The 26,506-nt window shown below is 57.8% G+C and carries 21 protein-coding genes and 3 pseudogenes; 16 read left to right on the forward strand and 8 right to left on the reverse strand.

Features of this window, described 5'->3' with window-relative positions; translation table 11 throughout:
- Positions 1-870 precede the first annotated feature (870 nt).
- The 12 genes from Q8O80_RS17325 to Q8O80_RS17380 all read left to right on the forward strand — a co-directional run bounded on the left by Q8O80_RS17325 (position 871) and on the right by Q8O80_RS17380 (position 14,600).
- Positions 871-2,070, forward strand: coding sequence for a formyltransferase family protein (locus Q8O80_RS17325; protein WP_305581542.1), 1,200 nt, complete (start codon positions 871-873; stop codon positions 2,068-2,070).
- 109 nt (positions 2,071-2,179) lie between these two features.
- Positions 2,180-2,614 (forward strand): FdtA/QdtA family cupin domain-containing protein, encoded by a 435-nt coding sequence (locus Q8O80_RS17330; protein WP_305581544.1) that lies wholly within the window; start codon positions 2,180-2,182, stop codon positions 2,612-2,614.
- Complete coding sequence (locus Q8O80_RS17335; RefSeq protein WP_305581546.1) at positions 2,611-3,720, forward strand: DegT/DnrJ/EryC1/StrS aminotransferase family protein; 1,110 nt, start codon at positions 2,611-2,613, stop codon at positions 3,718-3,720. The genes Q8O80_RS17330 and Q8O80_RS17335 overlap by 4 nt, the downstream gene beginning before the upstream one ends.
- A 71-nt stretch (positions 3,721-3,791) precedes the next feature.
- Positions 3,792-4,721: an FkbM family methyltransferase gene (locus tag Q8O80_RS17340; RefSeq protein ID WP_305581548.1), complete on the forward strand. Its 930-nt coding sequence runs from the start codon at positions 3,792-3,794 to the stop codon at positions 4,719-4,721.
- A gap of 180 nt (positions 4,722-4,901) precedes the next feature.
- The gene (locus Q8O80_RS17345; RefSeq protein WP_305581550.1) at positions 4,902-6,344 is read left to right on the forward strand and encodes a hypothetical protein; all 1,443 of its coding nucleotides are present in this window, start codon (positions 4,902-4,904) and stop codon (positions 6,342-6,344) included.
- Positions 6,345-6,439: 95 nt separating this feature from the next.
- Positions 6,440-8,134 carry an ABC transporter ATP-binding protein gene (locus tag Q8O80_RS17350; protein ID WP_305581552.1) on the forward strand — a complete coding sequence of 565 codons (1,695 nt, stop codon included), beginning with the start codon at positions 6,440-6,442 and terminating at the stop codon, positions 8,132-8,134.
- Positions 8,131-9,003 (forward strand): hypothetical protein, encoded by an 873-nt coding sequence (locus Q8O80_RS17355; protein WP_305581554.1) that lies wholly within the window; start codon positions 8,131-8,133, stop codon positions 9,001-9,003. The genes Q8O80_RS17350 and Q8O80_RS17355 overlap by 4 nt, the downstream gene beginning before the upstream one ends.
- Positions 9,000-9,992, forward strand: coding sequence for a glycosyltransferase family 2 protein (locus Q8O80_RS17360; protein WP_305581556.1), 993 nt, complete (start codon positions 9,000-9,002; stop codon positions 9,990-9,992). The genes Q8O80_RS17355 and Q8O80_RS17360 overlap by 4 nt, the downstream gene beginning before the upstream one ends.
- Positions 9,993-10,036: 44 nt before the next feature.
- The gene (locus Q8O80_RS17365) at positions 10,037-11,083 is read left to right on the forward strand and encodes a polysaccharide biosynthesis protein (protein ID WP_305581558.1); all 1,047 of its coding nucleotides are present in this window, start codon (positions 10,037-10,039) and stop codon (positions 11,081-11,083) included.
- Position 11,084: 1 nt separating this feature from the next.
- Positions 11,085-12,212 carry an NAD-dependent epimerase/dehydratase family protein gene (locus tag Q8O80_RS17370; RefSeq protein ID WP_305581560.1) on the forward strand — a complete coding sequence of 376 codons (1,128 nt, stop codon included), beginning with the start codon at positions 11,085-11,087 and terminating at the stop codon, positions 12,210-12,212.
- Positions 12,213-12,219: 7 nt separating this feature from the next.
- Positions 12,220-13,350, forward strand: coding sequence for a non-hydrolyzing UDP-N-acetylglucosamine 2-epimerase (gene wecB, locus Q8O80_RS17375; protein WP_305581562.1), 1,131 nt, complete (start codon positions 12,220-12,222; stop codon positions 13,348-13,350).
- An 11-nt stretch (positions 13,351-13,361) separates the two neighbouring features.
- Complete coding sequence (locus Q8O80_RS17380; protein WP_305581564.1) at positions 13,362-14,600, forward strand: glycosyltransferase family 4 protein; 1,239 nt, start codon at positions 13,362-13,364, stop codon at positions 14,598-14,600.
- A gap of 126 nt (positions 14,601-14,726) precedes the next feature.
- Here the strand turns inward: Q8O80_RS17380 and rfbA are convergent, their stop codons facing one another.
- The 7 genes from rfbA to Q8O80_RS17415 all read right to left on the reverse strand — a co-directional run bounded on the left by rfbA (position 14,727) and on the right by Q8O80_RS17415 (position 21,856).
- Positions 14,727-15,599 carry a glucose-1-phosphate thymidylyltransferase RfbA gene (rfbA, locus tag Q8O80_RS17385; protein ID WP_305581566.1) on the reverse strand — a complete coding sequence of 291 codons (873 nt, stop codon included), beginning with the start codon at positions 15,597-15,599 and terminating at the stop codon, positions 14,727-14,729.
- Entirely contained in the window at positions 15,596-15,997 is a 402-nt protein-coding gene (locus Q8O80_RS17390; protein ID WP_305581568.1) for a hypothetical protein, read from the reverse strand. The genes rfbA and Q8O80_RS17390 overlap by 4 nt, the downstream gene beginning before the upstream one ends.
- 17 nt (positions 15,998-16,014) lie before the next feature.
- Positions 16,015-17,058, reverse strand: a complete 1,044-nt coding sequence (rfbB, locus tag Q8O80_RS17395; RefSeq protein ID WP_305581570.1) for a dTDP-glucose 4,6-dehydratase — start codon at positions 17,056-17,058, stop codon at positions 16,015-16,017.
- Positions 17,059-17,070: 12 nt separating this feature from the next.
- Positions 17,071-17,478, reverse strand: coding sequence for a hypothetical protein (locus Q8O80_RS17400; protein WP_305581572.1), 408 nt, complete (start codon positions 17,476-17,478; stop codon positions 17,071-17,073).
- A gap of 110 nt (positions 17,479-17,588) precedes the next feature.
- Positions 17,589-19,451: a nucleoside-diphosphate sugar epimerase/dehydratase gene (locus Q8O80_RS17405; protein ID WP_305581574.1), complete on the reverse strand. Its 1,863-nt coding sequence runs from the start codon at positions 19,449-19,451 to the stop codon at positions 17,589-17,591.
- Entirely contained in the window at positions 19,451-20,497 is a 1,047-nt protein-coding gene (locus Q8O80_RS17410; protein WP_305581584.1) for a glycosyltransferase family 4 protein, read from the reverse strand. Before Q8O80_RS17410 ends, Q8O80_RS17405 begins: the two co-directional genes overlap by 1 nt.
- A gap of 141 nt (positions 20,498-20,638) precedes the next feature.
- Positions 20,639-21,856, reverse strand: coding sequence for an IS256 family transposase (locus Q8O80_RS17415; RefSeq protein ID WP_305581576.1), 1,218 nt, complete (start codon positions 21,854-21,856; stop codon positions 20,639-20,641).
- A gap of 1,035 nt (positions 21,857-22,891) precedes the next feature.
- Between Q8O80_RS17415 and Q8O80_RS17420 the strand changes: the two genes are divergently transcribed.
- Positions 22,892-23,806: a site-specific integrase gene (locus tag Q8O80_RS17420; RefSeq protein ID WP_305581578.1), complete on the forward strand. Its 915-nt coding sequence runs from the start codon at positions 22,892-22,894 to the stop codon at positions 23,804-23,806.
- 204 nt (positions 23,807-24,010) lie between these two features.
- Here the strand turns inward: Q8O80_RS17420 and Q8O80_RS17425 are convergent.
- Positions 24,011-24,265, reverse strand: a pseudogene (locus Q8O80_RS17425) (IS21 family transposase); the annotation flags it as partial.
- A gap of 166 nt (positions 24,266-24,431) precedes the next feature.
- Here Q8O80_RS17425 and Q8O80_RS17430 point away from each other — a divergent pair.
- The 3 genes and pseudogenes from Q8O80_RS17430 to Q8O80_RS17440 all read left to right on the forward strand — a co-directional run.
- Positions 24,432-24,992 (forward strand): annotated as a pseudogene (locus Q8O80_RS17430) (IS21 family transposase); the annotation flags it as partial.
- A 140-nt stretch (positions 24,993-25,132) separates the two neighbouring features.
- Positions 25,133-25,411: pseudogene (locus tag Q8O80_RS17435) on the forward strand (hypothetical protein); the annotation flags it as partial.
- Positions 25,412-25,574: 163 nt separating this feature from the next.
- Positions 25,575-26,506, forward strand: a 932-nt coding sequence (locus Q8O80_RS17440) for a TRAP transporter substrate-binding protein (RefSeq protein ID WP_305581580.1), incomplete at its 3' end; no start/stop codon positions are given.

Consider the following 26,506-nt stretch of genomic DNA (forward strand, 5'->3'; position numbering starts at 1 on the left):
AAACCGGGCACAACTATCGGACTATTCACTGCGTATGTCCCTGCGGTTCGTCTTGGACCACCCCCGCATCCTCAAAATCACTCTGGCGAGCGGCTGATGGTCGATGTGGCGCGCGATATCTGGAGGGCGTCGATGTGGATGCGTAGACTGCCTCCGGTTTAACAAACAAATTGGGGAAGAAGGTGTCGGCGCTTGATTCGCCACAAAGCCGCCGCATAACATCAGTTAGATGAAGAGGCCGATCCTCGCCTAACTCACGACGAAAATTGCGCCCGTCGACGGAGACTGTAATGATGCCTTGTCCGTCACTTTCCAGCGCGAGGGGCCTTTGATTGAACGCTTTAGTACACCCCAGCGCTGACGTCGCCAGCAAGGCGATAGGTCGCGGTACGCGCATCTGGCAGTTCTTAGTCGTTTTGGCCGGCGCGCGGATTGGCGAGGACTGCAGCGTATGTTCCCGCGGTTTCATCGAGAACGACGTGGTGCTCGGCGATCGCGTTACAATCAAGAGCGGCGTGCAATTGTGGGGTAGCCTGCGAGTGGATGACGACGTGTTCATCGGCTCCAACACAACTTTCACCAGCGATCGTTTCCCGCGCAGTGAGCAATGCCCATCTACCTATGCGGTAACGACCGCTAAATCTGAAGCTTCTCCGAGGCGAGGCGCGGCTATCATGATTGGCCGAGGTGCAGCAGCGGCTACATGCGCAATCGTAACGCAGTCGGTACTGGACAATGGGTTGGCGGGCAGCGCCCCGCGAGGCGTAGCTCCTCATCGCGTCCATTCGGCGCGCAGCAAGGTCCATCGCAAGAGCAGGAACCGTGTAGGGTGTGTTTGCAAGCAAGAGAGTGATTTGAGGCTGTGATGGAATGAGTCCGACGACAATTTGTTTAGCTGGCAAGAACGATGTCGCAGTCGATGCGCTTCTGTACATGATCGAGCGTGGCTGGAAGGATCAGTTAGTGGTCTGTCCGAACCGGTCGGACTCTGGTTCGTCGACCTGGCAGCCTTCACTTGTCCGGTTTGCTAGAGAATTTGGAGTACCGGTCGTTGCGCTCGAAGCTGCAGAGCAGATCCAGGACGTCTTGTTTATCTCACTAGAGTTCGATCGAATCATCCGCCCGTCTTCGTTCAGTTCCCGCAGGCTCTATAACTTCCACTTCTCAGCACTGCCCGCCTATAAGGGTATGTATACCTCCGCGCATCCTATCCTACAACGCGAGACCCGTAGCGGCGTAACGCTGCACGAGATCGACCGCGGAATCGACACCGGGCGGATCATCGACCAAGTGGTCTTCGACCTCTTGCCGGACTGGACGGCGCGCGATCTATATTTCGCGTATATGGAGAATACGAAGTCCTTGTTCCGTAAACGGATAGACTACATTCTTTCTCCGGACGCAATTGTGGCGGTCGAGCAAAGTTCAATTGGTTCGTCTTATTACTCGCGTGATTCGCTTCACTACGGAGATATCTCGATCCGTCTGAATGATACGGCTGAGGGAATTGTACGACAGTTGCGCGCTTTCAGTTTTCGCGAATACCAGACTCCACAAGTTGCTGGCGTTCCGATAGGAGGTTGGACGATAACATCGCGACGGAGCAAAACCGGCCCCGGAACGGTCGTGTGGGGCGGTCCAACAGCACTGACGGTTTCGACGATTGACTACGACTTGGAGCTCACAATCGATAGGCAGATGGAGTGGTTCCGTGTTACCACTGAATCAAGTGACTATGAACTTGACGCGCTGGTCCCGGGAGCGATCGACACCCGCGACGCAAAAGGGTGGACTCCGTTAATCCGAGCCGCATATCGCGGCGATGCGGGCCTATGTCGAATCCTGCTTCAGCGCGGAGCGAATCCTAATACCGCCAACATGAACGGCACCACGCCAATTATGTACGCGTATTCCGGCTTGGATCGCGCGCGTGGAATTAGGACTGCGCAGGAATTGAGGCGATTTGGGGCTGATTCAAGCCTTAAGGATCGCTTCGGCAAGTCCCTGCATGATTATCACCATGACGTATTACCAAGCATTGAGTGTGACCAAGGAGCAGATTTGACGTGATCTCAAAGGGCTTCGTCGTCTCCAAAAGCACCGTCCGTTTCTCGCCTCGAGTACCAGCCAACACCTGTAAATTTCGAAATACGGCCTATGTTATTAACAGAGAGCCTTCATGAGTGAAACGGAACCCCAGTTCAGTGTGGACCAATGCCGCATTGTGGAACTGCCCAAGATCTCTGACCCGCGCGGCAACCTTACCTTCATAGAGGGCAGGCGTCACGTGCCTTTCGATTTTCAGCGAGTATATTACCTCTATGATGTGCCTGATGGCGCGGAACGGGGTGGCCATGCCCACAAGGCCCTGCACCAGCTCATCATCCCTATGTCGGGGAGCTTCGACGTGATGCTGGACGACGGTAGGAAAAAGAAGCAATTCCAGCTTGACCGCTCGAACTTCGGCCTCTACGTGTGCCCCCTCATCTGGCGTGAGCTCCATAGCTTTTCGTCTGGTTCGGTCTGTATGGTGCTCGCCTCAAACACGTACGATGAGGCGGACTACTATCGCGATTACAGCGAGTTCCTGCGGGCGATTGGAGGACAACCATGAATGTGCCCTTCCTCGATTTGAAGGCTTCTTACCTCGAACTACAGAGCGAGATCGACACCGCCATCCAACGGGTGCTCCATAGCGGCAGCTACATTGGGGGGGCTGAGGTCGAGGCCTTCGAGAACGAATTCGCTGATTTCTGCGGCGCCCGCCATGTCGTGGGGGTCGCAAATGGGCTTGATGCGCTCAGGCTGGCCCTGCTGGCGCTGGGTGTCGGGCCTGGTGACGAGATCATCGTGCCGAGTCACACATTCATCGCTACCTGGCTCTCGGTGAGCCAGTGTGGGGCGACGCCGGTTCCGGTCGAGCCTATAGAGGGTGGGTTCAACATGGACCCGCAGCAGGTGGCTGACCGCGTCACGCCGAGGACCAAGGGTATCATCCCAGTGCACCTGTATGGCGAGCCGGCCGACCTGGCCAGCCTGATCGATATTGCCAACCGCCACGGCTTGTTCGTGCTCGAGGATGCTGCACAGGCGCACGGGGCCGTTTATCGTGGCCGCCGCATCGGCTCTCACGGTCATGCCGTAGCTTGGAGCTTCTACCCGGGCAAGAACTTGGGGGCATTCGGTGATGGCGGCGCAGTGTCGACTAACGACGAAGCGCTGGCGCGCCGCGTGCGCATGATTGGCAACTATGGCTCGCGCACAAAATACGTCAATGATGTAATCGGATACAATAGCCGCCTGGATCCGGTCCAGGCGGCCATTTTGCGTGCCAAGCTACCCCGAATCGATGAATGGAATGCTCGCCGCAGCAGCATTGCTGAGCGGTACAGCCAGGCGTTTGCGTCGCAACTGGCAGCGCCCGCTGGCCCGCAAGAGCGCCAGGGCCACGCGTGGCATTTGTATGCCGTCCGCCATCCGGAGCGCGACCAACTGCAAAAACAACTTTCGGACGTAGGCGTCACGACCCTAATCCACTACCCGCGACCACCCCATCTGCAAGAGGCGTATGCTTCCCTGGGATTTGGCCCCGGTAGCTTTCCAATGGCCGAGCAATATGCTTCCACGCTTCTCAGTCTGCCGATCGGCCCGCACCTCACGCAGGCCCAGGTCGATCACGTCATCGATGCTGTCATGAACGGTGTGTCCTCGATTTCCTAAGCGTTTACCGTCTCGCTTAGGCCTTTGCCTTGGCGCCCCCCGCGAACGGCGCATCGCCGCTAGGAGTTACTATGCCGGAACAGACCGCCATTGCACCTTTGTCAAGCAGCGTCCAGCAGCATAAAAGCCTGCTGCTCGAACAACTTGAGTTATCCGTCCAGAGAAACAGCGGCAGCCGCCTGCAACGAACGCTACGTGCGCCGTTACCGCTGCTTACCTCAAAGGCCATAGAGAAATACTGCCAAATCACGGGTTCGACCTGGATGCTGCAAGCAGAGTTGTTCTGGGGCGAGCGTATGAACGTAGTTTTCCCGGAGATCGTCTCATGCTTTCTATATCGCTATGGCTTCTTTGAGCCCGATCTGACCCGGATGGTCATCCAATCTGTCAACCCCGGCGACACGGTTTTCGACATCGGAGCGCATTTCGGCTATTATAGCCTGCTCGCCTCGCACCTAGTCGGTCCACAGGGCCAGGTGCACAGCTTCGAGCCGACCCGTCACACCCACGAAGTGGTTCGGTCGAACGTGAGCGGTAAAGGCAACGTCAAACTGACCAACTCAGCGGCCTGGTCGGAAGACACGGAGTTGAAGTTCAAGGATTTCGGCATGACCATGTCGGCGTTCAACTCGCTGTATGAAGCCAAGCTCGAAGACGCTATAGCCCAGAAACACCAGCCCACCGAATACGTCGTGTCCGCTATCTGTATCGACGAGTATATCGCGGCCAACCAAGCGAGACCGAAGTTCATCAAGATTGATGCGGAAAATGCCGAGTACGACATTCTGCTCGGCATGAAGCGTACGCTCAACGAAATCCGCCCCTTGGTGACCCTTGAGGTCGGTGACGTCAAGGCCGGCAACTACAAGGACAGCGCTTCTGCGGTGCGCCTGTTAATACAGCATGGCTACCAGGCCAAGGAATGGAAGAATGGACGCCTTTGCAACCATTCGCCGGCCAGTTCCTACCGCCATACGAATTTACTATTCGTCCCTGATTGAATACGCAGCGCATACATGAGTCCGCCGTGAGGGCGAGGCCCGTCCCTAGGGACGAGAAATCAACAGCCCCCTAGTTTGCAACTTAGAACACCCACTACTTGGTGACTCACTGCGTTTTCAAGGCTATCGAGCACGCAATCAAGGCCCCTATTTTGATCGATCCAAGGTGACCCTCCAACAATGACCGTTCAGCAAAACGAATCCAGCGTTCCGGCCTCCTTGAGACCGAGCCACTCTTCGATGCTGATGTGGGCACCTTGCATAGCCATTTTGCTCTACCTGATCAGCTCGCTGATGCTCTTCAAATTCGGCCCGATCGATTGGGCTGTCCATAACGAGGGCGAATTCTGGGCTTTCAACGCGCTCTACCTGTCCATGTTTTCTGTTGGCTATGCCGTCGCGCATTGGCGACGGCATTGGTGGACCGCTGGCGGATTTGCACAGTCTCCTCGCAATTTTACGGAGCGCTTCTTCTGGCCCGTATGGTTCTGCGCGGTTGTGGTTGTTTTGATTGCTCATCGTAACCTAACCCTCGGGCCAAGCTACATTCCAACCACGCTTTTGTCTGACTTTATCACTGGCCTGATTACACCGGAGAAAGGCTACATCTACAAGCTGAGCGCCGAGGCAAATGCCAACTTTTCGGGCAACCCACCGGTCACTGCGTTGTATGGTGCACTTTCCTTTTCCAAACTAGTTCTAGTGTACATGTTGGTGTCAGATTGGTCTGGACTATCCCGCCTAAAGAAGATTCTGGGGCTCGCTGTCGCCATTTTCCCAATTCTCTCAGGTGTGAGCGTAGGTACCAATAAGCCTATTTTCGATGTTGCATTTACTTTTTTGTTCCTCATTTTGGCCTGTGTTGTAATCACTCCACATGTGGCGCGGCTTGCTTTCATCAAATCAAGACTCGTATTGATTGGGATCACTGTACTTATTGTTCTATTTTCGGTGGCTTATTTTCAACATACAATGAGTGTGAGGGCTGGCGGTTTGGAATACGCCGACAGGCTTGGTTTAAGTGTTGGCGCAGAGGTGGCTTCCGCAGAAGAGGCGAGGCCTGTAGCTGTCAAGCCGGCATTCAAAAAGTATTGCGATATTTCTGGTGGCGTGGTGCTCAAGGGTTGCGAATTATTGTCCATCGGAACAATATACTTGACCCAAGGTTATTATGGAATGTCGCTCTCCGCCGACATCCCCTTCGAAACCACATATGGACTGGGCCATTCCAAGTTCATTATTGACGCCTTGAGGAACTATCTTGACGTTGACCTGGGGCCTCGAACCTTTCAGCAAAAAATCGATGATCGGTGGAGTGCTGAGGCGCAGTGGCATTCGGCCTACAGCCAGTGGGCCAATGATGTCGGTTTCTTGGGTGTCGCACTTGTAATGTTTGCGGTCGGCTTCTACGTCTGCGCCATATGGACCTCGGCCCTGACAACGCATAATATGGCCGCAGTATGCAACATACCCGTGCTTGCCATATTGATTTTCTTTATCCCCGCCAACAACCAAGTGTTCAATCAGTTGGAATCGTTAGCGACGTTTATCGTATTGCTCATCACATGGCTGGGCAGCCTACCTATGGGGACGCGCGTCCGAACTTTCCTACGCGCAAAATGATATTGAACACACCTAAACCACCATCGATACTTTCGCATCGGCTCTGGGCGCACCTCTCACGAAGGCGCCAGGTCCAGATCATCATTGTGCTGTTCTTGTCCATTTTGACGTCGGTACTGGAAGTGGCCAGCATCAGCTCGCTGCTACCGTTGCTCAGTGCGCTGATCAACCCGGGTCAACTTGCTACTCTGCCTGTGATCGGCAGCCTGTTCGACCTCGTCAACGCCCAGTCTGACGCCCAGATCCTAGCTATCGCGAGTTTTCTGTTTTGCGGCCTAGCTGTGCTGGCGGGTGCAGCCCGCTTTTTGTTGACAAACATCCTAGCCAGGCTCAGTTACGCCATCGGTTCAGACTTCGCGCTGGGTATCTACTTGCGTGCGATCCGGCGCCCTCTCTCTGAGCAGCTGAAGTCCAATAGCAGCGACGTGATTTCCGCAGTCTCCATCAAGTCCGAGATAGTTGTCCGACAATTTCTCTTCCCGATCCTGACAATCGCCAACAGCAGCGTGCTTTCGGTGGCCATCATCGCTTTGCTGTTCGTGGCCAGCCCAATCGTTACTATCGCTTCGTCGCTGTCGTTCGGCCTGTTGTACCTAGCGGTACACCTATTGACCCACAAAAGGCTTCGTACCGCAAGCGAGACTATCGACACCGAGACCAATCGTATTGTCAAGAAGATGCAGGAGGGTCTGGGATCAGTCAGAGACATTATTCTTGATGGCAACCATAAGCTCTACGAACGCGACTTCGTCACCTCCGAAACTCCGTTGAGACGAGCAAGAGCTGATATTCAGATCATCAGCCAAGTGCCGCGCTATGTGATCGAAGCCGGCGGCTTTGTGCTCTTCGGCGCGCTGGCCTACGTTCTTGCGTCCAGAGGGATGCTGTCCGAATTTCTGCCCGGGCTGGGGGTGCTTGCGCTTGGTCTTCAGCGCCTGCTGCCCACGCTACAACAGGCCTATGCTGCCTGGGCTTGCATCCAAGGTGCCCGGCATGTGGTGGCCTCGACCCTCGAATTCCTTGACCTGGAATTGCCGCTTGAAGATAGCGCGACCCGCCCGATGTCATTCAACCGCTCGATCGACATCGACGCAGTGCACTTTTCATATGGCGTGGGCAATCGTCGAGTCCTGAACGGCATCAGCTTTCAGATCAAGAAAGGCACGCGCCTTGGCATCGTCGGTAAGACCGGCAGCGGCAAGTCCACCTTGCTCGACATCATGATGGGTCTGCTTGCGCCCACTGGGGGCACCGTTCGCGTAGACGGTGTTGAAATCGATTTTCGCAGGCCAGGCGGTTGGCACAAGCTTGTGGCACACGTTCCTCAATCCATCTTCATCGCTGACGCCTCGATCAGAGAAAACATCGCCCTCGGGGTCGATCGAAAGCTGATCGATAGCGAACGCGTGCACCGGTGTGCTGAGAAGGCCCAGCTCGCAGAATTCCATGACCAGCTTCCCCAGGGCTTGGACACCGTAGTGGGTGAGCGTGGTGCTTGGCTGTCGGGAGGGCAACGCCAGCGCATCGGGATCGCCCGGGCGTTGTACAAGTCGGCCACCTTGTTGGTGCTTGACGAGGCAACGGGTGCACTCGACGAAGGTACGGAATCGGCGGTCATGCAGAGCATTGAAGAACTGGGCGACGAAATCACGATTGTCATGGTGGCGCACAAAATGGCCTCTTTGCGCTTTTGCGATCAGATCATTGAGCTCCGAAACGGGGCGATCTATCGCGTCGGTATCTTTCAGGACTTTGCCGACGGCGCTGTCCTTAAGGACAATGCGACGTGATGACTGACCTCTCGACGCGCAAGGCCGAACGGTGCGTGGTCGTAGTCAACAGCTGCGACGCCTATGCAGATATCTGGCCACTCTTTTTTGCGGCCTTCAAGGACCGCTGGCCGGACTGCCCTTTCCCCCTCGTGGTCAACACAGAATCACTCGACGCCGCAGCACCGGGATTACGTGTGAGCAGCCACGTGATTGCGGCGAATGAACCGTCGCCGTCGTGGGGCGCTCGCCTGTTGTCGACTTTGAAAGACCAGCCGTCCGAGTACGTGCTTATGCTGTTCGACGACTTCGTGCTCGAAGAGCAGGTGGACGGCAAGGCTATTAATCAGTGCATTGAGTGGATGGACGCTGATCCGACCATCACGGTGTTCTACCTCAGCCATGTGCCCGGCAGCGCACGTCCCACCAGTGATTACCGAGGCTTCGAGGTGATCCCCCGCTTGACCAACTACCGGCTCAATTCTGCACCGGCCGTGTGGCGCCGCCAGCACCTGATCGAGCTGACTCGCGCAGACGATAACCCTTGGATCTGGGAGCTGTTCGGCACGAGCCGTACCTTCTTTCATCACGGTCAGTACTTTTGCGCTCAGCCTGGTCATGAAACCACGTACCGCTACAACTACACCACGGGCGGTGCGATCTACCGCGGAAAATGGGTGTCGCAGGTAGCGGGCCCGCTGATTGAGCGCTATGGCCTAGACATCGACTTGCGTGAGCGGGGCGTCGCGCCGGCGCAGGGTTCGCCACGAACTCTGGCGGAAAAGCTGCGCATGCTAGTCCAAGGCTTCCGTGCGTCGGGTTCATTGGCACTGCTCATCATTGGGCTGCTGCTCCTCTCTAAACTACGCGCGCGCAAAGAACCGGCATGATGGACTTCACGTTTGTTGTGATCACCTACAACCACGAGGCCTATGTACTCGAGCACCTGGAGAGCATTGCCTACCAGATCCGGGAGCACGGCCAAGGCTACTCGTTCCAGTTGATCGTCGCGGACGACGCCTCGAAGGACCAGACGCTGGCATTGGTGCGACACTGGCTGAACCAGCACGCCAGCCTGTTTGCAGATGTGCAAATCCACACGCAAGCCACGAACCAAGGGACCTGCGACAATTACACGAAGGTGTGGCAGTATGTGCGCGGCGACGTGTGCAAGCTCACAGCGGGCGACGACGTGTACTCTGGCGAGAATCTGCTCGCAGAATGGCGACGCTTGCACGAGCATGACATTTCATCGGGTTATCCTTTGAACTTGATCGACGGCCAGCTCTCATGGCCTGCGTTCTTCAACGTGAACATGGTGGCGAGCAACTGGATCTACGGGCGGGGCGACTACATTAAGCGCATGCTTGGCATCAACTTCAGCCACACACCCAGCATTGTGTTCTCCACCCGGGTGCTTCGGGACGATGTGATCCGAGATTTCGTGCGGCAGTTTGCTGTCACTGAGGACTTCCCATTACACGTGAAGATGGCTGAACGTTTCACCCCCCTGTCGTTCTCGCAGTCACCGTTGGTGCACATCTACTATCGTCGCACCGCTGGCTCCACCTACCTGGTGCGCAGTGCCGCTTTCGACAAAGACAAGATTGCAATCTTCCGCTACTTAAGGGATCACGTGGCCCGGGGCTTTGAACGATTGCTGATTAGCAACCGGATGTTTTGCTTCCGGCAGACCTCCCCGTGGAAACGGCGACTGCTAAACCTCAACTATCTCGTCTACGGAACCCGCGCTGCATTGCATGGCCTCAGTATATTGAGCGAATACAGGCAATTAAAACCTGAGCTTGAGAAACACAGGCTTCACTACCAGAGCATCCGTACCCGGGCCGAAGCACAGAGGGCTGCTTTCATACCTTGAATTGAAGGCCCTGGTTAACAAATTTTCGTTCAGGATAACTCGCCATGTTTCTCCCTTCAAAGCGCCTTCTCATCACAGGAGGTACTGGTTCATTCGGCAACGCGGTGCTCAAGCGCGCGCTAGACACCGATCTAGCTGAAATACGTATCTTCAGTCGCGACGAGAAGAAGCAGGACGACCAGCGCAAGCGGTACTCCCACCCCAAGCTGCGCTTCTACATCGGTGATGTGCGCGACCGCGACAGCCTGCAACAGGCCATGCGCGGCGTCGACTACGTTTTCCACGCGGCCGCCCTCAAGCAGGTGCCATCATGTGAATTCTATCCCATGCAGGCCGTGCTCACCAACGTGCTTGGCACGGAGAATGTTCTGTCCGCGGCCATTGCCGCCGGTGTTCAGCGAGTGGTCTGTCTGAGCACCGACAAGGCGGTTTATCCCATAAATGCCATGGGCTTCAGCAAGGCCATGATGGAGAAGGTGATGGTGGCCGCCAGCCGCAATCTGGAGGACACATCGACAGTGATCTGCGGAACCCGCTACGGAAATGTGATGGCCTCACGCGGCTCGGTGATCCCGCTGATTGTCGGGCAGGTATTGCAAGGCAAGCCCATCACACTCACCGACCCTGCGATGACGCGCTTCATGATGTCGCTAGACGACGCGGTAGATCTAGTCCTGTATGCCTTCGAACACGGCAAGAACGGCGACATCTTCGTGCAGAAGGCCCCGGCCGCTACCGTAGAGGTGCTTGCTCGTGCTTTGCTGGAACTGCTGGGAAAACCCGATCATCCGGTACAGGTCATCGGTAGCCGTCACGGCGAGAAACTCTACGAAGCGCTGCTGAGCCGCGAAGAACGAGGCTACGCCGAGGATCTTGGCGGTTACTACCGCGTGCCGCCTGACAGTCGTGATCTCAACTACGGGAAGTACATCGATCAGGGCGAACCCCGACTTACGCAGGCGTTGCATGGCGAAGAGTACCACTCGCACAACACTGAGCGCCTGGACGTGGGCGGGATGAAGCGACTGCTTTTAGGGCTGGAGTTCCTTCAAAGGATCTTACGCGGAGAAGCGGCGATTGCGGAGGACTGACATGAATGTTCTGATAACCGGAGCCCAAGGATTCGTAGGGCGCAACCTGAGTGTTGCGCTGGGCGAGCGCTCTGGCTGGAATGTGCTTGCCATCGGTCGCGGCGACTCCCCCGAAGCGCTGGTCGAGGCGTGCGAGCATGCCGATGCAATCATCCATCTGGCTGGCGCCAATCGCCCAGTCGATCCGGCAGAGTTCCTCACTAACAACCGCGACGCTACACAACGCTTGTGCGACGTGCTGACCGATCTCGCAGCACGTACCGGCAGGCGACCGTCCGTGCTGTATGCTTCTTCCACACAAGCAACACAGGACAATCCATACGGAGCCTCCAAGCGGGCGGCCGAAGAAGCGCTGCACGCTTTGTCGTCGCAGCACGGACACCAGGTACATATATTCCGCTTGCCCAACGTGTTCGGAAAGTGGTGCCGTCCGCACTACAATTCGGCGGTGGCAACCTTCTGCCACCAGGTTGCGCGCGACCTCCCAATCGAGATTCGTGATCCGGCCGCACCGCTCAACTTGGTTCACGTGGACGATGTCATCGACCGGTTCCTCGCCTTGCTCGATGGTGCTTCACCTCAACTCGACGCCCAAGGATTCGAGGTGGTCGGGCCGGTGTACAGCACCACCGTGGGCGACGTTGCTACCACCATCCGGGCTTTCCGGGAAAGCCGCGAGACCGGCGTGATAGGCGCAGTTGGGCATGGTCTCGGGCGGGCTTTGTACGCCACTTATGTCAGCAATCTACCGGTGGAGGCGTTCGACTACCCTCTGGTGCGTCACGAGGACCACCGGGGAGTGTTTGTGGAGATGCTCAAAACACGTGAAAGTGGCCAGTTTTCGTTTTTCACCGCGCATCCCGGCGTGACCCGCGGCGGCCACTACCACCGTGCCAAGACCGAGAAGTTCTTGGTGATCCAAGGGGAGGCCCGGTTCCGTTTCCGCCACATACTTACCGCGGAAACCCACGAGATTCGGACAAATGCGCAATCACCGCGTATTGTGGAAACGATTCCCGGCTGGGCCCATGATATCACCAATACGGGCGATCAGACTATGATTGTGATGTTGTGGGCCAACGAAATCTTTGACCAGCAAAGCCCCGATACGATCGCGGCTCCACTTTGAGGCTCCGATGAAGAAATTGCATGTAATGACCGTCATCGGCACTCGCCCGGAGATAATCCGCCTATCTCGTGTAATGGCGCGGCTTGACGAGCACTGCCATCACGAGATCGTGCACACCGGGCAAAACTACGACTACGAACTTAATCAGATCTTTTTCGACGACTTGGGCATTCGCAAGCCTGATCACTTTCTGGAGGCTGCCGGCAGGACTGCGGCAGAGACCATCGGCAACATAATCGGACGCATGGACGGACTGCTGGCGAGCCGTCGCCCCGAATCATTGCTGGTCCTCGGGGACACCAACAGCTGTTTGTCCGTCATTCCCGCCAAGCGGCGCAAGATACCCGTATTCCACATGGAAGCCGGCAACCGCTGCTTCGACATGCGCGTGCCGGAGGAGATCAACCGGCGCATTGTCGATCATACGGCCGATGTGAACCTAACCTATAGCGACATCGCCCGCGAATACCTTCTGCGCGAGGGTCTGCCACCGGACTTGGTGATCAAGACCGGCAGTCCAATGGCCGAGGTGTTGGCTCATTACCGGCCGCGCATAGATGGGTCCGACGTACTTAACCGACTCGGACTTGAGCCCGGCAAGTTTTTCTTGGTGAGTGCTCACCGTGAGGAAAACGTCGACAGTGACACATCATTCGAGGCTCTGGTGAACCTCCTCAATGGCATCGCACGTCAGTACGGTCTTCCTGTCGTGGTGTCTACCCATCCGCGCACCCAGAAGCGCATAGACGCCACCAGCGCCCGGTTCGAGCCACAGGTGCGGCTGCTTAAACCGCTGGGGTTCTCGGACTACAACCATCTCCAGATGCATGCGAAGGCTGTGCTGTCCGACAGCGGGACGATCACGGAGGAGTCCTCCATCTTGAACTTCCCAGCACTGAACATCCGTGAAGCCCACGAGCGTCCCGAGGGCATGGAAGAAGCCTCGGTTATGATGGTGGGACAGTCACTTGAGCGGGCCTTGCAGGCCCTGTCAATTTTAGAGCAACAGCCGCGCGGTCAGGACCGTCTGCTGCGTGAGGTGGCCGACTACAGCATGCCCAACGTGTCGGACAAAGTTCTGCGCATCATCCAAAGCTACACCGATTACGTAAACCGGGTCGTGTGGAAGAGATACTGAGTGGTCCATTCATGAGGTTGTTGATCGTATCCCAGTATTTTTGGCCAGAGAATTTTCGGATCAACGATCTGGTAAAGGAGATGGTAGAACGCGGTCACGACGTGACCGTATTGACGGGCATTCCCAACTATCCCGAGGGGCGGGTGAATCCGGCGTTTTGTGCCGAGCCGCACCGGTTTTCTGAGTGGGCCGGCGCACGCATTGTGCGAGTGCCTATGCTCGCGCGCGGCCAAGGAACCTTGCGACTGCTGCTGAATTACCTCTCGTTCGTGGTTAGCGCCAGCATGCTGGGAACATGGAAACTGCGCGGACAGAACTTCGACGCCATTTTCGTCTATCAGCTTTCTCCGGTCACCTCAGCGTTGCCGGCTGTGCTGTTGCGTGCCATCAAACAGGCTCCGATAGCCATGTGGGTGTTGGATCTGTGGCCGGAGACTTTGAGTGCGGTTGGTGTCGTGCGTTCGAAATGGGTGTTGGCCGCAGTGGGACGTCTGGTTGGGTTCATCTATCGGCGTTGCGATCTGATATTGGCGCAGTCCAAGAGCTTTGTGTCAGCCATAAAACGCTACGCTGATGCGGGACAACAAGTGGAGTACTTTCCGAGTTGGGCTGAATCGGTCTTCGATGGTGCTGAGGTTGAGCCGGCGCCTGAGGTCCCTGTTGTATCGGATAGTTTTAATGTCATGTTTGCGGGCAACATCGGCGACGCTCAAGACTTTCCGTCTATCCTGAAGGCTGCCGAGCTTCTGCGGGACCAGCACTCGATTAGTTGGTTGATCGTCGGCGATGGAAGAACCGCAGGCTGGGTTACCGCTGAGATCGAACGACGCAATTTAGCGGAGCGGGTGATCATGCTGGGGCGTTTTCCCTTAGAGCGAATGCCGGCCTTTTTCCAGCATGCGGATGCGCTGCTTGTCTCCTTGAAGGATGAGCCGATCTTTGCGTTGACCATTCCGGGGAAGGTCCAAAGTTACCTGGCGACCGGTATTCCTCTTATCGCCATGCTGAACGGCGAGGGTGCCAAAGTTATTTTTGAATCAGGCTCAGGATTGGTCTGCCCAGCGGGTGATGCCGAGGGACTTGCCCGCTCTGTCCTGGCTCTCTCTCGCATGTCGCGGGAACAAAGACAAGAAATGGGGTTGCTCGCAAAGAGAGCGTACTCACGTGAGTTCGATCGGGAGGTGCTGATGGATCGGCTTGAGTATTGGCTTTTGAGTCTTGAGATGAAATCCGGCAGGGCGACTACATAAATCTTCTGTTTGATCTGGTGCTCGCGCTGATGACAGCGTCTTCAAAGGCGTTGCCGGCCAGACTCCTCGCCTCGCCTAGCGCCATCGGGGCCAGCGCTCACTACTGGAGCGGAGCGGGTGGGCGAGTTAGCCCAACAGTGTACTGAGATAACGTCCGTAGTCGCTCTTGCCGAAGATATTGGCGCGGGCGACTAGGTCGGCTTCCGATATCCAGCCCTTGTGATAGGCAATCTCGTCAGGCGAGCCGATCTGCAGACCTTGGCGCTCCGTCAGCGTCCTGACGAAGTTGCCCGCATCAAGCAACGAGGCGCAAGTGCCGGTGTCGAGCCAAGCGAAGCCCCGCCCCATTAGCTCAACCTCAAGCGTCCCTTGGGCGCGGTATGACTCAAGAAGATCGATGATTTCAAGTTCGCCACGTTTCGACGGCTTGACGTGTCGGGCCAGTTGCGGCGCTCGTTCGTCGAAAAAGTAAAGCCCCGTGACGGCAAAGTTGGAGCGAGGCTTTTCTGGCTTTTCTACAATCGACAAAACCTCGCCCCTGCCGCCGAATTCAACGACACCATAGCGCTCCGGATCGGCGACGCGATATCCGAAAACCGTGCCGCCACTTTCCTGCCTTGCTGCTCCGGCCAGGAGTTCCGCCAGCCCGTGGCCGAAGAAAATATTGTCGCCAAGAATCATCGCCGACGGTGCGCCGGCGAGGAAGTCTTCTGCTAGAAGATAGGCTTGCGCGAGCCCATCAGGGGAGGGCTGCTCGATATAGTTGAGCGACAGCCCCCACTGGCTACCATCGCCAAGCAGGCGCTGGAATTGCGACTGGTCATTCGGCGTAGTGATGACGGCGATCTCCCTGATGCCGCCAAGCATCAAAACGCTTAGAGGGTAGTAGATCATTGGCTTGTCGTAAATGGGCAGCAGCTGCTTTGAGACACCCATGGTGATCGGCCACAGCCGTGAACCCGACCCGCCAGCAAGTATTATGCCTTTTCGCTGCGTCATCGCGCAAATTCCTTAACAGGTTCAGTAGGTCCAATTCGCCAGTTAAGCCGAGAAGTGCCAAGATTGGCTTCGAAGTCAGCAAATTCCAATCTTGAACCGAGCGGCCGGAGCGCTGTTATCGGGTTGTGACTGCTGGAATGAACGTTGATTCGGCAAGCAAGTTTCGCCTCTGCCATGATGATGCGGGCGGAGTCCGCTCCGGCCGTTGCGTCTTCGGTTTCCGCCTTTTCTACAGCCGTTCGTGCGGTGGCATTGACGATGGCCTCGGCGTCGCTCCCAACGACGGCCGCTGCGCATCTTTCGGAGTCTGTGAAACCAGCCTTGTCGTGGCCGAGAAAGACCGTCGTCGCATTAGAAGAAGGCGGACAGGCCTGCGCCCGCACCACCTTTCCGGCCATGCTAAAAACCAGCGGCCTCACGCTGTCCTGCCGAGCCGCAGCCCGAGCCCACCCTCTCGGTCGACGAGTGGACGCCACCATGCCTCATTGTCGAGATACCATTGAACAGTACGCTCGATCCCTTCCTCCACGCTGACTTTCGGCCGCCACCCGAGTTCCTGGCGTATGCGACTCGGATTGATGGCGTAGCGCGCGTCGTGGCCGGGCCTATCCGAAACGAACTGGATCAGATCGGAATGAGGCGCGGCATCGGGACGCTTGCGATCAAGAATAGCGCAGATAGTCCGTACCAGGTCGATGTTCCGCCGCTCGCTCTCGCCACCGATGGCGTAGCTGCGGCCGAGTTTTCCCCGCGTTAGGACGAGCAACAACGCGTCGGCATGATCCTCAACATAAAGCCAGTCGCGCACATTTTCGCCCCGTCCATAGACCGGGATCGGCAAACCATGGAGGGCATTGAGGATAACCACCGGAACGAGCTTTTCCGGGAAATGATACGGCCCGTAATTGTTCGAGCAATTGCTGATGAGAGTCGGCAGTCCATAGGTCTCGTGCCAGGCACGTACTAGGTGGTCGGAGGAAGCCTTAGAAGCGGAATAGGGCGAGCGCGGGTCGTAAGCTGTCTCCTCGGTGAACTGGCCGGTCGAGCCGAGCGAGCCGAAGACCTCGTCGGTTGAGATATGCTGGAAGCGGAAGGCTTCGAACCGATCACGCTTGATCCAATAGGTGCGGGAGGCTTCCAGAAGATTGTAGGTGCCGATGACGTTGGTCGAGATGAAATCGCCCGGACCGTCGATCGAGCGGTCGACATGGCTCTCGGCCGCAAGGTGCATGACGGTGTCCGGCTGATGGTGAGAGAAGATTTCGTCGAGCCGGGCGCGGTCGCGAATGTCGGCGTGCTCGAAGGCGTAGAGTGGGCTGCTTTCGACCGAAGCCAGGTTTTCGAGATTGGCGGCATAGGTCAGGGCGTCGAGATTGACGACCGAATGCCCGCGCATAATCGCCAGGCGCACAACGGCCGAGCCGATGAACCCGGCGCCGCCGGTAATGAGGAGCTTCATTTTGTGGTTTCCTCAAACAAGAAGTGCGTTGCCAACCCGAAAGCGCCGGTGTTTGCTTATCCTTGGCCGAGTGCATCGGAACGCAGTACGGCCGCCAATTGAAGCCGAGGCTGTCCCAGCATACGGCGCCATCGAAATTCGAGTCTCAATAGTCGAGCGCGCGTACCCTTCTTCGCCGACACGGGAAAAATCGGTGGTCGTCGAGAAGCCTGCGGCCCTTGCCTGGGCGGTCGACTGGTCGGCAATATGCTCGATGTAGCTGCGGCCTTCATTAAGGGAGCCGACCTTACTCTCGTCGAGGTCGAATCCGACGGGGTGAAAGCCGACTTCGCCGAAGCGAAGCATTGGGGGCAGCCCGACATAGCCGAGCCCAACGGTGGCTTTTTTTTGCTCGAAGCGAACAATTAGATCAGCCAGCAAGACAATCTCCCCATACGTTCCGTGAACACAGCGGGAACCACCCGCCGTTACACCACGTGGTCGCCAAATGCACGCGGCAAATCCCTCTTCGTGACCGCCGAGGGGGTTAGTCATTGGATATGCTTGAACAGGATGTGGCGGGCTGCCGCTTCGTTTTCTACCCCCAAAGCTGCAATCAGCTGTCCCATTGCCTCGTCGATCTGACCGTTCGCGCCATCGCTGCGGGCCGCTCGCATGATCTTGGGGTGCAGCGTGGCGTCTGCATTGTTGTCGTCATAGAACAGCTCTTCGTACATCTTTTCGCCGGGCCGCTTGCCGGTGACGACGAGTTCAATGTCGCCATCAGGGTTCGAATCGTCCCGCAGCGTCAGGCCCGCGAGCCTGATCATGTTCTCCGCCAGGTCCTTGATCAGGACTGGCTCGCCCATGTCGAGCAGGAAGACATCACCGCCCTGCGACAGCGAGCCGGCCTGCACGATCAGCTCGGCCGCCTCGTGAATGGACATGAAGTAGCGCGTCATGGCCATGTCGGTAATGGTCACCGGGCCGCCATGGGCGATCTGCTGCCTGAACAGGGGCACGACCGAGCCGTTGGAGCCCAGCACGTTACCGAAGCGCACTGCACAGAAGCGCTGCCCGGTGCCGCGCATGAGCGCCTCCTGCGCCTTCTGCTGCACGATGAGTTCCGCCCAACGCTTTGTTGCACCCATGACGTTGGTGGGGCGCACCGCCTTGTCCGACGAGATCAGTACGAAGCTTTCGACCCCGTGGTCGAACGAGGCTTCCACGACGCTGCGCGTCCCCAAGACATTGTTCGCGATGCCTTCCAGCACGTTCGCCTCCACCAGTGGCACATGTTTGTGCGCTGCGGCATGGAACACGACCTGCACATTGTCCTTTGTCAGGGCGCGCCGAAGCAGGCTCTGGTTGGTGATCGAGCCGAGCACGGGCACGACAGCCAGGTCATGGAGACCGCTGAGTTCGCGCTCGATCTGGTAGAGTGCATATTCGTTGGCCTCAAACAGCACCAGCCGCTGGGGTGCCCACTTGGCGATCAGGCGGCAGAGCTCGGAGCCAATCGAACCACCGGCCCCGGTGACCATTATGGTCTTGCCCTGGATCATCTTGCGCAGAAGGTCCTGGTCCGCCGGCACGGACGAGCGCCCGAGCAGCTCATCGATGTCGATCTCGCGGATCTGGCTGATCAGGTACTTGCCGCTGACCAGGTCGCTGATGGGCGGCAGGGTGCGGATCTTCACTCCATGCCGCCCAATCTCAGCCACTATCCGCTGCCGTTCGGCGGGAGCAAGGGTCGAGATCGAAAGAATGACCTCCTGCACACCATACTGCTCGGCCAGCATGGGCATGGCAGAAGGCGGGAAGACGCGGATCCCGGCAAGGTCCCGCCCCTGCAGGGATGGCTGGTCGTCGAGGAACCCGACGATGAACTGGCTGCCATGGCGGCGCAGGGCATTTGCGAGTTGTACCCCGGCTTCGCCGGCGCCATAGATCGCGATCGGCTGTTGCCGGCCCGAGCGCTTGGTTGACCACAGGAGACTCTTGGCCAGAAACCGGCTGCCACCCACTATCAGGATCGCAACCGCCCAATAGATGATGGGCACGGACCTGGGAACGACCATGCGACCAGCAAGTTCCGACAGGAACACCAGCACCACCCAGCAGGCCGTCGACAGCGAAATCGCCTGTACGATGGTCCACAGGGCCCGCTCCGGGAGGTAGCGGATCACGGCCCGATAGAGGCCAAACCGCACAAAGATCGGAATGGAAACAAGGGGCGCGGTCCCAATGGCGAGAAACTGCTCGACGGTATTCGGCGGCAGCCAGTTGCCATGCCGCAACGCAAAGCTGGCCCAGAGCGCAAAGGACAGGGCGCAAATGTCGAAGCCGACAAGTATGGCACGCTTCCACAACCGCGGGACTGCCCCGACCATCGTGACCAGATTGTGGGACATCAGGTCCGTTTCCTACCGTTAGTAGCCGGGCGATCGGAAAGGCCGGCCTGGGCAGCAATGCAGAGCACTACCAGAGGACAATAAGCTACCAGGGCGATGAGCCAATCCATTGAGCTTTGGTTGCGGGCCAAAAACGCCAGTGGGAACAGCCAAAGCATATTAATTGCGGCGTATAGCAACGTTACCTTGAGGTGTCCATTCCATCTGCGTGACAGCCGCTGATAGGTATGTTCGCGGTGTGCGGCAAACCACCTTTCGCCGGCGAGGATCCGGCGGAACAAGGTCACCGTTGCGTCGGAGACGAAGGCGGCCGGCAGAATGACCCAAATCGCACCGCTGATGTAGCCATTGGCAAAGCTGATCAGCGCCATGCTCAACGTAAAGAAGGCCAGATAGTTGCTCCCTGCATCCCCCATGAAGACGCGCGCCGGAGGCCAGTTAAGCAAAAGGAAGCCCATACATGCGGCCGCGACGACGCAGAGGGGCAGGACGACGGTCCACGATGCATCGCCAAAATCGCCAAGGACGACAAATGAAGCCGCTGCTCCAAGGATGAAGATCGCCTCGGAGGCGGCGATGCCGTCGATGCCATCCATGAAGTTGAAGAGATTGATCCACCAGACGCCAAGGAACAACACCGTCCCCCAGGTCAGCAACGCGACAATGCCGTCAATGGTGAACCCCGGTGCCGACAGGCCAAGCGTTACGTAAATCAGCATGCCGACCAGCAGGACATGCAGCACGATCCTGTAGCGAGCCGGCAGGTCCAGCCTGTCATCTAGGAAACCAACAAGCCCGCCAACGGCGCTGACAAGTATCGCCCATGTCATCATGGCGTGGGCGCCTGCAAGCGACGGCAGGACGAGCAGGGTTCCCGCGACCGCGATTCCTAGGCCGCCACCGCTAACGGTGGGCTTATAGTGGGACGAGCGGTGGTTGGGCACCTGAATCAGACCCAGTTTCTGCCCGTTAATGCTGATCTTGCGGGCAATCTGGAAAGACACCACGAACGCCAGGGCAGACATTAGCGCAAGAATTGCGGTCATATTCACTAGGATCGTCCGGACAAGGGAAATCATCCCTAGCGACTATAGCAGAGTGCCTCAAGCCTTGATTTCGGATCGTGTCCCATAGCGTGGTGTAGCTGAGGCTGGGCCTCGAGGCTTTTCCGGCATGGGCCGGGCTGATCAGCGGGCCACGGCTGGCAGGCTGACGAGAGGATCATCGCTCAATGGGGCGACGGATTCCAGTGTCATGTAGCGAGACCTCTGGACGGCCCACTCATCATTTTGCTCGAGCAGGATGGCGCCGACCAGGCGGATGATGGCGTCATCGTTGGGGAAGATGCCCACGACCTCGGTGCGGCGCTTGATCTTGCCATTGACCCGTTCGATCGGGTTGGTGCTGTGGAGCTGGACGCGATGCTCCCTGGGGAAGTTCATATAAGCCAGCACATCGGTCTCGGCCTCGTCCATGATCGCGGCGAGCTTGGGCACTTTGGGGCGGATTTGGTCGGCGACGGCCCGCCATTGGGTGCTGGCTGCCTCTGGCGTTTCCTGTGCGAAGGCGGTGGCGATGAAGGCGCTGGCGACCCGCCGCCCGCTCTTGCGGGCATGAGCCAGCACATTGCGCATGAAGTGGACCCGGCAGCGCTGCCAGGTTGCGCACAGCACCTTGCTGACGGCGGCCTTGATGCCCTCATGGGCGTCCGAGACCACCAGCTTGACCCCGCGCAGGCCGCGCCGTGTGAGCTTGCGCAGGAACTCGGTCCAGATCGGCTCGGCTTCGAACGTGCCGATCTGCATGCCCAGAACCTCGCGCCGGCCGTCACTGTTGACGCCCACGGCGATAATCGCCGCCACCGAGACGATCCGGCCGCCCCGGCGCACCTTGAGGTAAGTGGCATCGATCCACAGATATGGCCAGTCGCCTTCGAGGGGGCGATCGAGGAAGGCCTTCACCTTGCCATCGATGTCTTCGCACAGCCGGCTCACCTGACTTTTGGACATGCCGCTCATGCCCATGGCCTTGACCAGGTCTTCGACCGACCGGGTTGAAATACCCTGAACGTAGGCCTCCTGGATCACCGCCGTCAGCGCCTTCTCGGCCAGCCGGCGCGGTTCAAGGAAGCCGGGGAAGTAACTGTCCTTCCTGGGCTTGGGGATGCGCAGCTCGACCGTGCCGGCCCGGGTCTCCCAGTCCCGGTCGCGATAACCATTGCGCTGCGCCAGGCGCTCGGCACTCTTCTCGCCGTAGCCGTAGCCGTAGCCGTAGCCGGCGCCGGTGGCTGCGCCCACCTCCAGCTCCATCAGCCGCTCGGCGGCAAAACTAATCATCTCGCGCAGAATATCGGCGTCGGGGGTCTTCTCCACCAGCGCGCGCAGGTTCATCATATCGTCGGTCATCGGTCGTCCTTCCGGTATCAGGTTGGTGTAAGCAACCAGACCCTACCGGAAAGCGCCGATGACTACCGCGCTACTCAGCTACACCACGTCCGGGGACACGACCCTTGCTTGCTGCGGCTGCAAATGTATCTCGACGGACTTCTGTCGACATGCATCCGCGGAGCTTGTGACCGCGTCGTGATTAGATGTCGTTCGAAATTGTCGGGCTTGGCTGCCGCCGGGAAGGCAGAGGTCACATTTTGGGACAGTTTTGGGACAAAACAGCGTGCCAAGAGAGGCAAAACTGTCTTCCATTATATAATAACATATGTTATAATTCAATTGTTTAGATGACATAACCAAGTGGTAAAATAGCGTCTTTTTGCGCTCCGAATGTAGAGGCCATTGCGCCTAGCCAAATGCCGGGCTTTGGGGAACGGAGTAATCGGCCGATGCATGGATGGGCGTCGGATCGGTCCGCTTCATGCTTTCCTACATAGCGCGGGTTGCTAGTGGCTCATCTTCGGTTCACTCTGCGGCTGTCATCAGCGTCAAACTCCCAGGCTAGCGAGCTGCATCGGTGCTAAAGATCACCTCACGGAGGCGCCATAGTGGCAGGGCTCACAGCCGACTTGACCGGAGGCAGGGCGATAAACACCATCAGCAGCAATTGTGCGCTTCGACGTCATCATCGAACGTGCACCCGCAGGTCCGATCCATCATTTTTGTGTATTTCGGAAATTTTCAAAATATCTGAGTTGCTCCGCGGTACGGTCAGGTGCAGAGGCGAGATCGAAAAACTGATCGATAGGGGGCTCGGGCTCGCGCAACAGGCACGGGGTCAAAATTTGAAGCGGCAATTAGGGTGGACAGGGGGCAGCCGGCGCAAGCGTCTTTGCTGTTCGTTGTCTGCAGCACAACAGCCAGAATGCAGTGTGTTTCGAGTAACAGTTATGCTCCGGAACAGGCCGATTTTGATGAAGTGCAATTGCCAGCAGTGGCGATTTAGCAGCTATCGCAAAAATAGCTGATTAACGGCAGCAGGATGGCCCGACTATGCATGATCAATTGCCAGTAAGCGTAAGGGCATTGGTGGAAGCTAGCCTTGCGGACAATACCCACCGCTCGTACGGCGGCGTTATCAAGAACTTTAAAAGCTGGTGCGCTGAGAGGAGAAAAAGTCCACTACCTGCCGAGCCATTGACAATTGCTGAATATCTGTCGGACCTCGTGACCGCCGGAAGACGCGGGAGCACGTTAAAGGTTCATGCAGCCGCTATTGCCTACGACCATCGCCGTGCAGATATGGAAAACCCCATTGATTCTTACTTAGTCCGGGCTGTCCTGCGAGGGGCTATGCGACTTCGAGGCGGCTATGTGGGTCAGAAGCGCCCGGTTGTTTCCGAAGAACTCGCTCTTATCCTTCAGCATATGCCGCCCACCTTGAGGGGTTTGAGGGACCGTGCAATGATCGCTTTGGGCTTTGCAGGAGCCTTTCGACGCTCAGAGCTGGCCGCCCTTCGTCTGGAAGATTTGACCTTCTCGGAACGTGGGTTGACGGTTTGTATTAGACGGTCAAAGACCGATTTTGAGCGAAAGGGTACGTCGATCGGCATTCCGAATGGCCGGTATCTTAAGCCTGTCGAGGCACTTCAGAAATGGATCGCTGCTGCTGGCATCACCAGAGGTCCGATATTCCGACCCGTATTTCACGATTATTCCGAGGCGCGCTCCATCACTCCATACACCGTCTCTCGCGTTCTAAAAACTTACCTGGATAAAGCCAATCTCGACGCTACTCAGTACGGGGCTCATTCACTTCGAGCCGGGTTCATCACCGATGCTGCGGACTTTGGCGTAGACGTGGAACGCATTATGGATCATTCGCGTCATGCCACGAGAAATAGCGTCAAGATCTACGTGCGGCGGGCAAATCTGTTTCGGAATCACCCTGGCGAGGGCTTCCTGTAATCAAGGTCGCAATCGGCTGATGGCGCCTTTTTCTGGAGGAGGGGCATCGATTCCCGGCTTCCTGACGGCGTGCTAAACTGTCACCCGCGTGCCTAAGGGGCCTGCCAAGCACGCCACCGTTACGGACGAACCCGAGTACGTTGTTCGGCCTATTTGGGCTTCGCCACTGAGCGCGGACCAGATGACACAGTAACGGCCCAATCGATCGAGGTGCATCTGCCTATCCGTGCGCCGCTGCTTACGCGATTTACCCGCTTCCAGGCGCAGCCAGTCCAACAGCTCATGTGCAAATATATCCAGCTTGCTGGGCCGTGCCGACACCTTGAACTTGGGCTCCACCGTGTCGGACCGCAGATACTTGCGGATGGTATTGCGCGCCAGTCCCGTGCGTCGCTCGATCTCCCGGATCGGTATCCCCTCACGGAAATGCCAGCGCCGGATTACGCTCAATTTCGCCATGTCGATCACTCCAATGTCCCCCGACCAGCAGCCAGGGAACGATCAAAACATGGGCCAATTCTCAGTGAAAATTTCTGCCCCTAGCGGGTCAGATCTCGGTGACATTCAACATAGGATGGTTCAGACCGACCAAAGCATGGCGTCCTCGTTGAGGAGAATGGAAGAGCAGTGCATCACCCAGTGGAGCCAGATTGTGCATGGCGGCTTTCCGGGCAGCGTCGCCGATGTGCATGCCGGCGAGGTCAGGAGCCTGATGGCATTGGGGCGGCCCTTCGATGGCTTTGTTGAACAGACCAAGCGCGTCTCCCCGACGTGCCTGGTTCACTTCGATCGTAATCGCTACAGCGTGCCGGCCTCGTTCGCCAACCGGCCGGTCAGCCTGCGGATTTACCCAGAGCGGATTGCCGTCGTGGCCGAGGGATAGGTCCTGTGCGAGCACGCGCGCGTCATCGAGCGATCACATCACCAGCCTGGCCGCACGGTCTATGACTGGCGGCACTATCTGGCGGTGATCCCGCGCAAGCCAGGAGCCCTGCGCAATGGCGCGCCGTTCGTTGATCTGCCCGAGGCGTTCCGGCGCCTGCAGGGCCACCTGCTCAAGCATCCGGGCGGCGACCGGGAAATGGTCGAGATCCTGGCGTTGGTGCTGCATCACGACGAGCAGGCGGTGCTCAAAGCCGTCGAGGTCGCGCTCGAGGCCGGCGTTCCCACCAAGACCCTTGTGCTCATCCGAGCAGGTCCAGCAGCTGATGGCGATCACGGCATCACCTCCTCCATGAGCCGGTCTGGCTGTGAATAGGCGCGTGGTTTGGGCGCCGATCGGCACGGTAAGGCATTGAAACTTCAGTCACTGGCGGGGTCACGTTATGGCGCCGAATTACACTCGATCTCGTCGAACAGGCGCACCTTACGTTTGAGGGCGCGGCCGGCGGTGAAATCGCCTTCGGGGCGCTCAAGGGATTCCTCGACGTTCGCTGCGGCGCCCGCGACGGCGCAGCCTGCGCCGAGTTCTCATGGCAGGGCTACGACGACAACGATCCAGCCTGCGGTCGCGGATGGGTCATCATCGGCACCGCGGGGCGCCTGGTTGGCCACTTCTTCATCCACAACGCAGACAACTCAGGCTTCGTCTGCGAACCGACGTGACTTCTTCAACAGCCTGCTAGGGCGCTTTTATAAGCCCTACGCTCATCAAATAGGCATAAGCAAGAGTGCGTCTCATTTTTGAGATTAATTTCTTGACTCATGTGAACTGCGGCCTCTTACTGGTGAAAGACATACCATTTCTGATCATCCTTTGGAGAGCACAATGCGTTTGACCCCCTTCGTTTTGGCACTGGCCACCGCCGTGGTGATGGCCAGCCCTTTTACCGCTACCGCGCAACAGTTTACCGCCCGCATCGGTCACCTCGAATCCGACCAGCAGCCAAGGCACAAGGGATTGCTGATGGTCGCCGACTTGGTAAAGGAACGGACGAACGGCGACGTCGTTTTCGAAATATTCCCCGCCGGACAGCTTGGTCAGGCGCGCGAAATGAACGAAGGCGTCCAGCTGGGCGTCATTGAGGGCACGGTCTCCCCCGCTGCTTTCCTGGACGGCTTCAACCCGGCAGTCTCCATCCTTGATGTGTCGTTTGTTTACCCATCCGATCGGGCGAAGGCCGCAGAACTGCGCGACGGCGCCTTTGGGCAGGCCGTGCTCGACAGCTTTGCGCCTCTGGGCTTTCACGCTGTCGCCCTGTGGCCCAATGGCCGTAAGGCCATTACATCTGACGCTGAAATCGCCAACGTGGCGGACTTCACGGGCCAACGCTTCCGCGTCATGGATTCGGCAGTTCTCATTGAGCAGTTCAATGCCTTGGGTGCGTCTGCGATTTCGCTGCCATTTGGCGAGCTCTACACCGCCCTGCAGACCGGCATCGTCGATGGCCAGGAAAACGCTCTGGATACCATAGCGGCCATGAAGTATTTCGAAGTTCAGAAGCATCTGCTGATTTCCGAGCATGGTGCCAATGAAGACGTGGTGCTGTTCAACCCGGCTTGGTGGGATTCGCTGCCGACCGACTACCAGGATGTCATCACCCAGGCCTTCGTCGAAGTGCGCCCCGAAGTGGAAAAGATCAAGGACGCAGCGCAGGCAACTGCACTGGCCACGATCGAGGACAGTGGCATGGATGTCGTCCAGCTGGATGATACGCAGCGGGCAGCCTTCCGCGAAGCAATGTACGCGCCCTCGCGCGA

This window comes from Devosia sp., assembly GCF_030689745.1.
GTDB lineage: Bacteria > Pseudomonadota > Alphaproteobacteria > Rhizobiales > Devosiaceae > Devosia > Devosia alba.